Origin of the sequence: Streptomyces sp. NPDC026672 (assembly GCF_040638185.1) — a bacterium.
Classification (GTDB): domain Bacteria; phylum Actinomycetota; class Actinomycetes; order Streptomycetales; family Streptomycetaceae; genus Streptomyces.
Window position 1 is genome coordinate 115657 of sequence record NZ_JBEZXS010000002.1, and the last position, 12541, is coordinate 128197.

Consider the following 12541-nt stretch of genomic DNA (forward strand, 5'->3'; position numbering starts at 1 on the left):
CTGCCGAGCCAATACACACTATTTCGGACACGCCGCCCGGCCTTCCGTGAGGGCTGGGCCGCTTGAGGGTGTCGCGCATTATCGCCCCACTTGCCGCTTTCCGGGACCGGTACAGCTTACGTTGTACAACGCAGCCAGGTTCGGTGGGGTGTCCTGCACATCACAACAACACACCGATTGGCGCCAAGATTCCTAAGCTCCCGTGGAGTTGACGTTTCCTTTGCAGACGCAGGGCCCCGCCGGAAGGTTTCCGGCGGGGCCCTGGGCGAAATGGGCTATTTGCCCGTGAATTTCTCGTACTCCTTGAGGACCTCTTCGGTCGGCCCGTCCATGCGCAGTTCGCCGCGTTCCAGCCACAGGACGCGGTTGCAGGTGTCGCGGATGGACTTGTTGTTGTGGCTGACCAGGAACACCGTGCCGGCCTCCTTGCGCAGCTCCCGGATGCGCTCCTCGGACCGCTTCTGGAAGGAGCGGTCACCCGTGGCCAGCGCCTCGTCGATCATGAGGACGTCGTGGTCCTTGGCCGCGGCGATGGAGAAGCGCAGCCGGGCCGCCATGCCGGAGGAGTAGGTGCGCATGGGCAGCGTGATGAAGTCGCCCTTCTCGTTGATCCCGGAGAAGTCGACTATCTGCTGGTAGCGCTCCTTGACCTCTTCGCGGGACATGCCCATCGCGAGGCCGCCGAGGATCACGTTGCGCTCGCCGGTGAGGTCGTTCATCAGGGCCGCGTTGACACCGAGCAGCGAGGGCTGGCCGTCGGTGTAGACCTTGCCCTTCTCGGCGGGCAGCAGACCGGCGATGGCCCGCAGCAGGGTGGACTTGCCCGAGCCGTTGGAGCCGATCAGACCGATCGCCTCGCCCCGGTAGGCGACGAACGACACGCCGCGCACGGCGTGCACCTTGCGCACCCCGCGCTCGTCGCCGCGCTTGAGGATGCGGCTGAGCGCGGCGGTGGCGCTGCCCTTGCCGGTCTTGGCGCCGTTGACCCGGTAGACGATGTGCAGCTCGTCCGCGATGACGGTGGGGGTGTTCGCCCCGGAAGCCTGCTCAGCCACGGCCGTACCTCTCCTCCGCCTTCCAGAAGTACACGAAGCCGCCGACGAAGACGACCACGGCCCAGAACAGCGCGATGGCCCACACGTGCGGCGGGAGGTTCGACGCGCCGTAGCCGTCGATGAGCGAGAAGCGCATGAGGTCCATGTAGACCGCGGCCGGGTTGACCTGGAGCAGCCGCACGATCCACTCGGGGCGCCCCTCCAGCATGTTGTGGATCGAGAACATGACACCGGAGGTGTACATCCAGGTCCGCAGGATGAACGGCATCAGCTGCGCGAGGTCCGGGGTCTTGGCGCCCATGCGGGCCACGATCAGCGCGAGGCCCGTGTTGAACAGGAACTGAAGGACGAGCGTCGGAACGATGAGCAGCCAGGACATGCCCGGGTAGCTGCCGAAGCCGACCGCCACGATGAACAGCACGATCATCGAGAACAGCAGCTGCTGGAGCTGCTGGAGCGCGAAGGAGATGGGCAGCGAGGCGCGCGGGAAGTGCAGGGCGCGCACCAGGCCGAGGTTGCCGGAGATCGCGCGCACGCCCGACATGATCGAGCTCTGCGTGAAGGTGAACACGAACACGCCGGTGACCAGGAACGGGATGTACACGTCGTGGGACATGCCCCGGCTGGCCTTGAGGATCAGGCCGAAGATGAAGTAGTAGACGGCCGCGTTGAGCAGCGGGGTGGCCACCTGCCAGACCTGGCCGAGCTTCGCCTGGCTGTACTGCGCCGTCAGCTTCGCCTGGGAGAAGGCGAGGATGAAGTGGCGCCGCCCCCACAGCTGGCGGACGTACTCGACGAGCGAGGGGCGGGCACCGCTCACGGCGAGCCCGTACTTGGCGGCGAGCCGTGCCGCCGTCAGTCCCTCGTCGGGCGACGGGGCCGCGGTCACCGCGACCCCGCCGTCATGCGTTGTCTCACTCACGGGTGGAAACTTTCGTCTTCGAGTTCGTCTTCGAGGTCCTTGACCTCTCACGGTCGAGCTTGTCAGATGACCGGAGGCCGGCCCAGTCGGGTCAGCCGCCACACCGTACGCCACTTCATGGGCCTGCGGGGACCGCACGGAGTGGACCAGCCTTCCCGGAAACCGCCGAACCATGCCCGCAGGGCGGGGCGCGACGGGCGCCGCGCCAGCGTCAGCAGCAGCCAGACGCCGAGGTAGACCGGGACCAGGACGGCCGGAAGGTTGCGGCGGGCCAGCCAGACGCGGTTGCGGGCCACCATGCGGTGGTAGACCGCGTGCCGCGAGGGCGCGGTGGTGGGGTGGAGGAGCACCATGTCGGACCGGTAGTCGATCATCCAGCCGGCGTCGAGGGCGCGCCAGGCCAGGTCGGTCTCCTCGTGGGCGTAGAAGAACTCGTCCGGAAGTCCGCCCACTTCGGCGAAGACCCGGGTGCGGACGGCGTTGGCGCCGCCCAGGAACGTGGTGACGCGGGAGGAGCGCATCGGGTCGGCGGCCCTCAGGCGCGGCACGTGGCGGCGCTGGGTCTCGCCGGTCTCCGGGTCGGCGATGCGGAAGCTGACGATGCCGAGCCTCGGGTCCCCGGCGAACGCCCGGCGGCACAGCTCGGCGGTGTCGTGCAGGGCGAGCAGCCCGTCGTCGTCGAGGAAGAGCAGTATGTCGACGTCACGGCCGCTGGGGCCGAACGCCTCGATGCCGACGTTGCGGCCGCCGGGGATGCCCAGGTTCTCGGGCAGCTCCACGGTCCGTACGCCCTCGGGGACGTCCGGGACCGGGGAGCCGTTGCCGACGACGACCACCTCGACCGCGTCGCCGTCCTGCTTGGCGACCGAGTCGAGCAGGGCGCGCAGTTCGTCGGGGCGGTTGCCCATGGTGATGATCACCGCGCCGACCTTGAGCGACGTCTCCTCCACGCCGCTCACCGCAGCCTGCTGGAGACGAGGACGGACACCAGGTGCAGCAGGGTCTGCAGCAGCGCGACGGCGGCGAGCACGGCGGTGCCGAGCCGGGTGAAGAACAGGTCGCCCCTGACCTGGTCGGCGATCGCGAGGACCAGGATCAGCAGGGACGCCTCGATGCCGAGGATCAGCCGGTGGAACTTGAGGGCGGACGCGGCGCGCCGGGCCAGCGCGACGCCGGAGGAGCGGGGCTCGGCGGCCGACTCCTCGACCGGCGGCAGACCGCCCTGGTGCCGGGCGACGCCGACCAGGTCCGTCTCGGCCTTGATCAGCACGGCGCCGAGCGCGGCCAGGGTGCCGAGGAAGGCCCACAGCCAGTCGATGCGGCCCGCGCCCCACAGGTCGGCGGCGCGCAGCCCGAGGCCGACCAGGACGGCGGCGTCGGTGAGGTAGGCGCCGACCCGGTCCAGGTAGACCCCGGCGAGGGAGTACTGCTTCTTCCAGCGGGCGAGCTCGCCGTCGACGCAGTCGAGGAGCAGGTACATCTGCACCATGACCACGCCGAGCACGGCGCCCGCGATCCCCGGCACCAGCAGGGCCGGGGCCGCGAGCACGCCGAAGACGGTCATCAGGTACGTGAGCTGGTTGGGCGTGACCCTGGTGTTCACCAGGTGGCGGTCCACGCGCAGCGACACCTCGCGCATGTAGAGGCGTCCCGCCCAGTGCTCACCGCTGCGCCGGTCCTTGACCCCGGCGGGGTGGACGACCGGACGGAGTTCAGCTACCGATGGCCTTGACATAGTCGGCGTAGATGTCCTTGATCTGGTGGGTCGTCAGGGCGAGGTGTTCGAGGATCGTGAAGCGGCCGGGCCGGGTCTCGGGGGCGAATTCCACGACGCGGACGAACTCGTCCACGCTGAAGCCGATCTCCTCCGGCAGCACGGGCAGCCCGTGCCGGCGCAGCACCTCGGCCATGTAGGCCGACTCCTCGTGGGCCCCGCGCAGGTACATCGCGAAGGCGGCGCCCATCCCGCACTGCTCGCCGTGGCTGGCCGCGCGCTTCGGGTAGAGCAGGTCGAAGGCGTGGTTGATCTCGTGGCAGGCGCCGGAGGAGGGGCGGGAGTCGCCCGAGACCGACATGGCGATGCCGCTGAGCACCAGCGCCTCGGCGAGGACCTGGAGGAAGTCGTTGTCGCCGATGCCGCCGGGATGGCGCAGCACGGCCTCGCCGGCCTGGCGGGCCATGGCCGCGGCGAGACCGTCGACCTTCTCGCCGTTGACGCGGTTCGACAGCTCCCAGTCGGCGATCGCGGAGATGTTGGAGACGGCGTCGCCGATCCCCGAGCGCACGAACCGGACGGGGGCCTCACGGATCACGTCGAGGTCGATGACGACGGCGATCGGGTTGGGCACGCCGTACGAGCCGCGGCCCGCGTCGTTGTCGAGGGTGGCGACGGGCGAGCACAGGCCGTCGTGCGCGAGGTTCGTCGGCACGGCGACCAGGGGCAGGCCGACGCGCGCCGCGGCGAACTTGGCGCAGTCGATGATCTTGCCGCCACCGAGCCCTATCACCGCGTCGAAATGGCCGGCCTTCATCTCGCCGGCCAGCCGGATCGCGTCGTCCAGGGTGCCGCCGCCCACCTCGTACCAGGTCGCGCCGGGGAGGGTGGGCCCGATCCGCTCCCGCAACCGGGCGCCGGAGCCGTTGCTGACGGCGACGGCGAGCCGACCGGAGTGGGAGATGCGCTCGTCGGCGAGCACCCCGGCCAGGTCGTCGAGGGCACCCGGGCGGATGTCGACGACGACCGGCGAGGGAATGAGCCGCGTCAGTACCGGCATGCGATCTCCCGCCCCCTGGCCAGGTCGTCGTGGTTGTCGATCTCGACCCAGCTGACCTCGCCGATGGGCGCCACGTCGATCTTGAAGCCGCGGTCCACCAGCTCCTGGTAGCCGTCCTCGTAGTAGAGCTGGGGGTCCCGCTCGAACGTGGTCCGCAGCGCGTCGGCCAGCTCGGGGGCGGCGTCGCCCTCGATGAGGGTCACGCCGATGTACTCGCCGGTGGCCTCCGCGGGGTCCATCAGCTTGGTGATCCGGCGGACGCCCAGCTCCGGGTCGGCGACGACCTTCATCTCCTCGTCGGCGAGGTTCTTCACCGTGTCGAGCGCGAGGATGATCCGCCTGCCCTCGCCGCGCGCGGCGAGCAGCGTCCGCTCGACGGAGACCGGGTGGACGGTGTCGCCGTTGGCGAGGATCACCCCGTCCTTGAGGGCGTCACGGCCGCACCACAGGGAGTAGGCGTTGTTCCACTCCTCGGCCTTGTCGTTGTCGATGAGGGTGAGCGTGAGGCCGTACTTCGCCTCCAGTGCCGCCTTGCGCTCGTACACGGCCTCCTTGCGGTACCCGACGATGACGCCGACCTCGGTCAGACCGATCTCGGCGAAGTTCCCGAGGGTCAGGTCGAGCACCGTGATCGAGTCCTCCGCCCCCGAGGGGCCGACCGGCACCAGCGCCTTGGGCAGTGTGTCGGTGTAGGGGCGCAGGCGCCGTCCGGCGCCGGCCGCCAGCACGAGGCCGATCATGCGGTTTCTCCTTCGTCGTGTACTGCGGGCGCGCCCCTCAGATGGGAGGCCACCCAGAAGCGGATGCTCTCGACGAGCACCACGAGGGCCACGTACACGGCGAGGACCGTGAGCGCGGCCTTGAACTGTGCAGCGGTGAGCAGCACGGCGAGGACGGTGACGAGCAGCGTCCTGCCCTCCTGCCCTCCGATCGCGCGCACCAGCGGTGCCGGGGGCGCTCCGGCGTCCCCGCGGATGCGGTACACCGTGTCGTAGTGATGGTAGGCGACGGCGGCAACCAGCCCGAAAGCCGCGGGAAGCGCTCCGTTCACCTTTGATTCAGCGGCGAGGACCAGGACGGTGCCGTACTCCGCCGCCCGGAAGAGCGGGGGGACGAGCCAGTCGAGGGCGCCCTTGAGGGGGCGGCGCAGGGCGAGACCCGAGGTGACGACGTGGACGGCGGCGCCCACGACGGGGGCCCAGGCCACACCGGAGGAGCCGAAGAAGAGGGAGGCGGCGAGGACCACGACGCCGGCCAGGGCGAGCGGGAAGGGGGCGCCGGGGCGGATCCGCGCGGCACGGGCCACGAGCCCGGCGAGCGGGCCGTTGTCGGAGAGGTCGGCGAGCGCCCGCGCGGCGCGGTCGGTGCGCCGGGCCCTGCGGGTGACCGAGCGCAGCACGCGTCCCGCCGTGGTGTAGGCCGCCGCGAACGCGCAGCCGACGATCAGGACCCAGAAGGTGATGCGGGGAGTGGTGAGAGCCGTCAGTACGGCGATCATGGCCCATCGTTCGCCGATGGGCAGGACTATCATCCGCCGCACCCAGACCGTCCAGCCGACGCCGTCGAGCCGGTCGGAGAGGGCGGCGGTGGGGCTGGTGTTGGCGGTGGCGTCGTGGTTGGCCTCGTTGAAGGAGAAGTCCACGACGTGCCGGCAGGTCTGGAGGACCATCGCGCCGAGGGCGAGGGCCCACACGTCGTCACCACCGCGGGCCGCGCCCAGGGCGAGGCCCGCGTAGTAGGCGTACTCCTTGGCCCGGTCGAAGGTGGCGTCGAGCCAGGCGCCGAGGGTGGAGTACTGGAGCGAGTAGCGGGCGAGCTGGCCGTCGGTGCAGTCCAGGACGAACGAGCAGATCAGCAGGACGCCCGCGGCGACGTAGCCGGGGCGGGTGCCGGTGGCCGCGCAGCCCGCCGCGATCAGCGCGGTGAGCAGGGAGGCGGTGGTGACCTGGTTCGGGGTGAGACCGCGCCGGGCGCACCAGCGGGCGATGTAGCGCGAGTACGGGCTGATGCAGAAGGTGGTGAAGAAGCCGTCGCGGGCCTTCACGGCCGACTTCAGGCGTACGGCCTCGTCGTCGACGAGGGCGACGGCCTGGCGTGCCTCGTTGCGGGCCTGCGGGTCGGCGGGGACGGCGGCGACGAGGCTGCCCAGCTCGGGGCGGTGCACGGGGGTGCCGTCGGCGTCGAGGGCGGCGACCAGGCGGTCGGCAAGGCTGTCCACGGCGCTGTCCACGGCGAGGGCCGTGCCGCCGCCGGCCGAGGTCTCCCGGGCCACCGCGCGGGTCAGGGCCCCGCGGGCGGCGGGCTGGGCGGTGACGGCGCCGGTGACGGCGGCCACCGGGAAGCGGGGGTCGGTCAGGCCGAGGCGCAGGGCGTGCGGGTGGCCCACGAAGCGGGCGTCGACGACGGCCACGCGCTCGTCGGCCGGGAGCGCCGCGAGGAGGGTCTCGGTCTCGGAGGCGTCCGAGGCCGTCCGCACGTCGAAGCCGAGGGACCGCAGTTCGCTCTCCAGCGAGGATCCCGGGACCGGCTGACCCGTGACGATGGCGGTCGACAACCGAACTCACTCCCTGGGTGCCGACGCGCCGGGCGCCGGCCGTCTGTGTGGTGGGGGCGCGCGTGCTGTCTGCCGCGCCCGGACGGCATGTCGGCAGAGGTTATCGGACGGCCGGGAGTCCTTGTTCACCGACCGTTCACGGTCAGGTCGTCGGAGTCTGACCCGGCCTTTGCCGCGATCATCATGGGCGATCGGCGCCCCACCCCACAAACCGTGCCCGCGCCGGCCGCGCCCGAGCGCACTGAGGGTGTCCTGACCTGCGATTCGTTTCCGCAGGTCAGGACATATGACAACGGTGTTCAGTGCCGCGTTGCCGGGTACCCCTGGGCCGTAGTTCACTGTGAGTCCGGGCGGCAGACGGGAAGGCGGTTCGCATGGGGGCTGGGCACGATCACGGGCATGGGCACACGCATGTCCCGACGACCGGTACGGCCGCCGCGGCGTACCGCGGCCGGCTGCGGGTGGCGCTGTCGATCACGCTCACCGTCATGGTCGTGGAGATCGTCGGCGGGCTGCTCGCCGACTCGCTGGCGCTCGTCGCCGACGCGGCGCACATGGCCACCGACGCGCTGGGGCTGGGCATGGCCCTGCTGGCGATCTCCTTCGCCAACCGGCCCCCGAGCACCAACCGCACCTTCGGCCTGGCGCGCGCCGAGATCCTCGCGGCCCTGGCCAATTGCGTCCTGCTCCTGGGCGTCGGCGGTTACGTGCTGTTCGAGGCGATCGAGCGGTTCTTCACGCCCGCGGACACCGAGGGCGGGCTGATGATCGTGTTCGGCGCGATCGGCCTGGTCGCGAACATGATCTCTCTCACACTGCTGATGCGGGGCCAGCGGGACAGCCTGAACGTGCGCGGCGCGTTCCTGGAGGTGGCGGCGGACGCGCTGGGGTCGGTGGCGGTGCTGATCTCGGCGACGGTGATCCTCACCACCGGCTGGCAGACCGCGGACCCGATCGCCTCGCTGGTGATCGGTCTGATGATCGTGCCGCGCACGGTGAAGCTGCTGCGCGAGACGCTGGACGTCCTGCTGGAGGCGGCCCCGAAGGACGTCGACATGGCCGAGGTGCGCCACCACATCCTGGCCCTGGAGGGCGTGGAGGACGTGCACGACCTGCACGCCTGGACGATCACCTCGGGGATGCCGGTGCTGTCCGCGCACGTGGTGGTCAGCTCGGAGGCGCTGAACGCCATCGGCCACGAGAAGATGCTGCACGAGCTCCAGGGCTGTCTCGGCCACCACTTCGACGTGGAGCACTGCACCTTCCAGCTGGAGCCGGGAGGGCACGCGGAGCACGAGGCGCGTCTGTGCCACTGACGCGCGCCGTGGGCGGGCGCCGGTGGAACGCAGCCTTCCGCCGCGCTTCCGCGTCCCTTCCCGAGGGGGACCCCGAACGGTTCTCCCACTTTTGCGCAGGGCACGATGCACTACCGGGTCCCCCTTCCGGCCCGGCCGGGGCGGTCGCGGTCCGCGTCGCGCGCGGGACATGCGGGCGTGCCGGGAAGTGCCGGGAGTGCCGGATTCGTACGGCAGACTTGGGGTGCGAAGACCGAGGCGAAGGATGGGTATGCCGATCACACCTGCCACCGCGACGCACAGTTCGTCGAACGGCACCGCAGAGGCGATTTTGCTGGAACTGGTCGACGAGAAGGGCGTGACGATCGGCACCGCGGAGAAGCTCTCCGCCCATCAGCCGCCGGGACGGCTGCACCGCGCCTTCTCCGTGTTCCTCTTCGACGACCGCGGCCGGCTGCTGCTCCAGCAGCGGGCCCTCGGCAAGTACCACTCCCCCGGTGTCTGGTCCAACACCTGCTGCGGCCACCCGTATCCCGGTGAGGCGCCCTTCGCCGCGGCGGCCCGGCGCACCTTCGAGGAGCTGGGGGTCTCCCCGTCGCTGCTGGCCGAGGCGGGCACGGTCCGCTACAACCATCCCGACCCGGTCTCGGGCCTGGTCGAGCAGGAGTTCAACCACCTGTTCGTCGGCCTGGTGCAGGCGCCGCTCGGCCCGGACCCGGAGGAGGTCGGCTCGACCGCCTTCGTGACCCCGGCCGAGCTGGCGCGGCGGCACACGGAGGACCCGTTCTCGGCCTGGTTCATGACCGTCCTGGACGCGGCCCGTCCGGCGATCAGGGAGCTGACGGGCGCGTCCGCGGGCTGGTGAGGCCCCTCAGCCGGGCAGCCGCGCGGGTTTGAGCGGCAGGGCGGCCCAGATCACCTTGCCACCGCTCGCCGTGTGCTCCACGTCGACCACTCCGCCGGCCTCCCGGGCCACCTCGCGCACGAGGAGCAGGCCCCGGCCGCCGGTCCGGCCGTGGTCGGCCTCCAGGGCGGTCGGGCGGTAGGGGTGGTTGTCCTCCACCGAGACTCGCACCCACTCGGCGCCGACGGCGACCTCGACGGCGAGCATCGGCGAGAGCAGCGCCGCGTGCTTGACCGCGTTGGTGACCAGCTCGGAGACGATCAGCAGCAGCCCCTGGACCGTGTCGTCCGAGACGGGCACGCCCTGGCGCAGCAGCAGGTCCCGTACGGCGTGCCGGGCCTGCGGGACCGAGGCGTCGACGGCGGAGGCCGTGAACCGCCAGACCCCCTCGTACGGCAGTGGCCGCGGCGGGGACTGCGGGGGGCGCCGGTCGAAGCTCCGGCCCCCGGGGGGTACGTCGTGGAGGGGGCCGAAAGGTCCTCCGTCGCCGGCGGGGCGTGGGCCGTACCCTCGCCCGTGGTCGTCCATCGTCCGGTCGCCGCCCTTGCGCTCGATTGTCACCACACGTCGAGTGTTGGTAACGAACCGCACCCGCCCGGATACCTGACCAGAAGTCAGCCGGTATCGAGCGTTTCTGACCACTCGCGCATGTCCCCGTCGCTCGGCGGACCGCTCCTGTTCCCCGCGCGCCGACTTTGCGAACTCTTAGGGTTGTACGGGTTTGACACGGTCCTCGGTGACCATCCCGACGACACGGCGTCCGCCGAAGCCGGTGGCGATCAGGCCGAGGCCGTCGAAGAGCAGCGAGAGCGAGAAGAAGCAGCCGATGACGTACTGGCTGCCGCTCGGCCAGGACCCGAGGACCAGGACCCCGAGCAGCAGGTCGAAGGCGCCGAGCAGCAGGGTCCAGCCGAACTGCGGCCCCCGCACCACCAGACCGCCGACCAGCCGGAAGAGGCCGGCCGTGAGGAAGAGCAGGGCGGCGAACATGGTGAGCGCGGCGACGGCCGCCTCCGGCATGCGCAGGACGACGACCCCGGCCGCGATGTTCAGCGCGGCGACGGCGGCCCCGAGCCAGAAGAAGCTGCCGCCGCGCGACTGCACGGCGTGCGCCAGGCCCACGACACCGCCGATCAGCAGCAGCCAGCCGAACAGGAGCATGGTCGTGAGCGTCGCGACGGCGGTGTAGACGAGGCCGACGAGCCCCGCGAGCACCAGGATCACCCCGAGCGCGGCGAGCAGACCGAACCGCCGCCGCAGACGTGCCGCGCCGCCGCGTTTCCGTCCGAACCCGGCCATGGCACCCTCCCGTCCACCGATCCGTCGTCCGTCCGTCTTCTGTCCGTCTTCGCGTCCGTCTGCGTTTCCCCGTTTCTCTGTTTCCCTGTTTCCCGGTTTCCCTCTCCCTCCGTCTACCCCTCATCCGCCGCTCCTCCCGCTCAAGGGCTCCTTGATCGGCGCTTCGGCGCGGGCGGATAGCATCCGGCGCATGGAGCCCCAGCTGCTGCACTCGGTGACCGGATCGGTCGCCACCGTCGTCGTCCACCACCCGGTCAAGCGCAACGCCATGACGACCGGGATGTGGCGGGCGCTGCCGCCCCTGCTGGAGAAGCTGGCCGCCGACCCGGACGTCGGCGTCCTGGTGCTCACCGGGGCGGGCGGCACCTTCTGCGCGGGGGCCGACATCTCGACGCTCGGCGCCACGGCCGAGGAGGCGCAGGCCCTCGCCGGGGCCGCCGAGGAGGCCCTGGCGGCGTTCCCCCGGCCGACGATCGCCGCCGTGCGCGGGCACTGCGTCGGCGGCGGGGCGCAACTCGCGGCGGCCTGTGATCTGCGGTTCGCCGAGGAGGGGTCGTGGTTCGGGGTGACGCCGGCCAGGCTCGGCATCGTCTACGCGGCGTCCGCCACCCGGCGCCTGGTGTCCCTGGTGGGCCCCGCCACCGCCAAGTACCTGTTGTTCTCCGGCGAGTTGATCGACTCCGAGCGGGCGCTGCGCACGGGCCTGGTCGACGAGGTGCTGCCCGCGGGCGGACTGGACGCGCGGGTGGCCGAGTTCGCGCGCACGCTGCTCTCCCGCTCGCGGCTGACCCAGGCCGCCGCCAAGGAGTTCATCGACGGGCGCACCGACCGGGACGCCCATTGGATCGGGCAGGCGCGCGGCAGCGGCGACACCGCCGAGGGGGTCACCGCCTTCCTGGAGCGCCGGCCGCCGCGCTTCACCTGGACCGTGCCTACGTCAGGCTGAACCGGCTGCCGGTGCGGAACTCCTCGACGAGGTGGGCCGGGGCCTTGTGGGGTGCCCCGGCGTCGTAGGGAGGCTGCGGGTCGTACTCGGTCAGCAGTTGCACGGCCTGGGCGTGCTCGTCGCCGGCGATCCGGCCGAGCAGGGTCAGCCCCATGTCGATGCCGGAGGACACGCCGGCCGCGGTGACGTACTTGCCGTCGAACACCACGCGTTCGCCGGTCGGCCGGGCCCCCAGTCGTTCGAGGAGGCCGAGGGCCAGCCAGTGCGAGGTCGCGCGGCGCCCTTCGAGCAGCCCGGCGGCGGCCAGCAGCAGCGAGCCGGTGCACACGGACGTGGTCCAGGTGCTGGTGGCGTCGGCCGCCCGCAGCCACTCCAGCAGCGTCCCGTTCTCCATCTGCGCGCTCTGCCCGGGCCCGCCCGGCACCAGCACCACGTCCGGGGCCGGCACGTCGGCCAGCGCGCGGTCGGCGGTCAGGGCGAGGTGTCCGGTGTCCGTGCGGACGGGTCCGGGCCGCTCGGCCACGAACACCGTCTCCGCGTCGGGCAGCCGCCCGAGGGTCTCGTACGGCCCGACGGCGTCGAGGGCGGTGAAACGGTCGTACAGGACGACGGCGATCTGCACGGGAGGTCCTTCCGTGGTGGGGGGTGGGGTTCGCGGTGCCGTCGGAGGCGGTGCCGCGAACCGTCCAACGATTCTTCGGGGACCCGGTGATGGCCGCAACGGCGCGGGCGGAGCGCCCTGGGCCCCGGACGCGGGTGTCACCTGCCACAATTGCCGCGCAACCTCAGTGG

Annotated in this window: 13 protein-coding genes; 3 read left to right on the top strand and 10 right to left on the bottom strand. The window is 71.6% G+C overall.

The window, feature by feature from the left end:
- Positions 1-275: 275 nt before the first annotated feature.
- The 7 genes from AB0F77_RS02220 to AB0F77_RS02250 form a co-directional block, all read right to left on the bottom strand.
- The gene (locus AB0F77_RS02220) at positions 276-1055 is read right to left on the bottom strand and encodes an ABC transporter ATP-binding protein (RefSeq protein ID WP_361939966.1); all 780 of its coding nucleotides are present in this window, start codon (positions 1053-1055) and stop codon (positions 276-278) included.
- A complete protein-coding gene (locus AB0F77_RS02225) occupies positions 1048-1977 on the bottom strand; it encodes an ABC transporter permease (protein WP_361939969.1) in 930 nt (309 codons plus the stop codon). Before AB0F77_RS02225 ends, AB0F77_RS02220 begins: the two co-directional genes overlap by 8 nt.
- 62 nt (positions 1978-2039) lie before the next feature.
- The gene (locus AB0F77_RS02230; RefSeq protein WP_361940558.1) at positions 2040-2885 is read right to left on the bottom strand and encodes a glycosyltransferase; all 846 of its coding nucleotides are present in this window, start codon (positions 2883-2885) and stop codon (positions 2040-2042) included.
- 47 nt (positions 2886-2932) lie between these two features.
- Positions 2933-3712 carry a CDP-alcohol phosphatidyltransferase family protein gene (locus AB0F77_RS02235; RefSeq protein WP_361939972.1) on the bottom strand — a complete coding sequence of 260 codons (780 nt, stop codon included), beginning with the start codon at positions 3710-3712 and terminating at the stop codon, positions 2933-2935.
- Positions 3690-4751: an iron-containing alcohol dehydrogenase family protein gene (locus AB0F77_RS02240; RefSeq protein WP_361939975.1), complete on the bottom strand. Its 1062-nt coding sequence runs from the start codon at positions 4749-4751 to the stop codon at positions 3690-3692. The genes AB0F77_RS02235 and AB0F77_RS02240 overlap by 23 nt, the downstream gene beginning before the upstream one ends.
- The gene (locus AB0F77_RS02245) at positions 4739-5491 is read right to left on the bottom strand and encodes a phosphocholine cytidylyltransferase family protein (protein ID WP_361939978.1); all 753 of its coding nucleotides are present in this window, start codon (positions 5489-5491) and stop codon (positions 4739-4741) included. The genes AB0F77_RS02240 and AB0F77_RS02245 overlap by 13 nt, the downstream gene beginning before the upstream one ends.
- On the bottom strand, positions 5488-7305 hold the full coding sequence (locus AB0F77_RS02250; RefSeq protein ID WP_361939981.1) for a DUF5941 domain-containing protein: 1818 nt from the start codon (positions 7303-7305) through the stop codon (positions 5488-5490). The genes AB0F77_RS02245 and AB0F77_RS02250 overlap by 4 nt, the downstream gene beginning before the upstream one ends.
- Positions 7306-7679: 374 nt before the next feature.
- Here AB0F77_RS02250 and AB0F77_RS02255 point away from each other — a divergent pair, with 374 nt between their 5' ends.
- A complete protein-coding gene (locus AB0F77_RS02255; protein ID WP_361939984.1) occupies positions 7680-8621 on the top strand; it encodes a cation diffusion facilitator family transporter in 942 nt (313 codons plus the stop codon).
- 250 nt (positions 8622-8871) lie between these two features.
- Positions 8872-9465, top strand: coding sequence for an isopentenyl-diphosphate Delta-isomerase (gene idi, locus AB0F77_RS02260; RefSeq protein WP_361939987.1), 594 nt, complete (start codon positions 8872-8874; stop codon positions 9463-9465).
- Between the two features lie 6 nt (positions 9466-9471).
- Here idi and AB0F77_RS02265 read toward each other — a convergent pair whose 3' ends face one another.
- Both AB0F77_RS02265 and AB0F77_RS02270 read right to left on the bottom strand, forming a co-directional pair.
- Positions 9472-10032: an ATP-binding protein gene (locus AB0F77_RS02265; protein WP_361940561.1), complete on the bottom strand. Its 561-nt coding sequence runs from the start codon at positions 10030-10032 to the stop codon at positions 9472-9474.
- A gap of 177 nt (positions 10033-10209) precedes the next feature.
- Positions 10210-10803: a DUF308 domain-containing protein gene (locus AB0F77_RS02270; RefSeq protein ID WP_361939990.1), complete on the bottom strand. Its 594-nt coding sequence runs from the start codon at positions 10801-10803 to the stop codon at positions 10210-10212.
- 190 nt (positions 10804-10993) lie between these two features.
- On the opposite strand from AB0F77_RS02270, the gene AB0F77_RS02275 reads away from it, so the two are divergent.
- Positions 10994-11749 (top strand): enoyl-CoA hydratase-related protein, encoded by a 756-nt coding sequence (locus AB0F77_RS02275; protein ID WP_361939993.1) that lies wholly within the window; start codon positions 10994-10996, stop codon positions 11747-11749.
- Here AB0F77_RS02275 and AB0F77_RS02280 read toward each other — a convergent pair.
- Positions 11736-12371, bottom strand: coding sequence for a DJ-1/PfpI family protein (locus AB0F77_RS02280; protein WP_361939996.1), 636 nt, complete (start codon positions 12369-12371; stop codon positions 11736-11738). The genes AB0F77_RS02275 and AB0F77_RS02280 overlap by 14 nt on opposite strands.
- Positions 12372-12541 lie beyond the last annotated feature (170 nt).

Bases quoted from the DNA above. Each gene is read 5' to 3' on its own strand.
- AB0F77_RS02230 (WP_361940558.1), bottom strand. From the start codon at position 2,885: ATGGGCAACCGCCCCGACGAACTGCGCGCCCTGCTCGACTCGGTCGCC.
- AB0F77_RS02235 (WP_361939972.1), bottom strand. From the start codon at position 3,712: ATGTCAAGGCCATCGGTAGCTGAACTCCGTCCGGTCGTCCACCCCGCC.
- AB0F77_RS02240 (WP_361939975.1), bottom strand. From the start codon at position 4,751: ATGCCGGTACTGACGCGGCTCATTCCCTCGCCGGTCGTCGTCGACATC.
- AB0F77_RS02245 (WP_361939978.1), bottom strand. From the start codon at position 5,491: ATGATCGGCCTCGTGCTGGCGGCCGGCGCCGGACGGCGCCTGCGCCCC.
- AB0F77_RS02255 (WP_361939984.1), top strand. From the start codon at position 7,680: ATGGGGGCTGGGCACGATCACGGGCATGGGCACACGCATGTCCCGACG.
- idi (WP_361939987.1), top strand. From the start codon at position 8,872: ATGCCGATCACACCTGCCACCGCGACGCACAGTTCGTCGAACGGCACC.
- AB0F77_RS02265 (WP_361940561.1), bottom strand. From the start codon at position 10,032: ATGGACGACCACGGGCGAGGGTACGGCCCACGCCCCGCCGGCGACGGA.
- AB0F77_RS02270 (WP_361939990.1), bottom strand. From the start codon at position 10,803: ATGGCCGGGTTCGGACGGAAACGCGGCGGCGCGGCACGTCTGCGGCGG.
- AB0F77_RS02275 (WP_361939993.1), top strand. From the start codon at position 10,994: ATGGAGCCCCAGCTGCTGCACTCGGTGACCGGATCGGTCGCCACCGTC.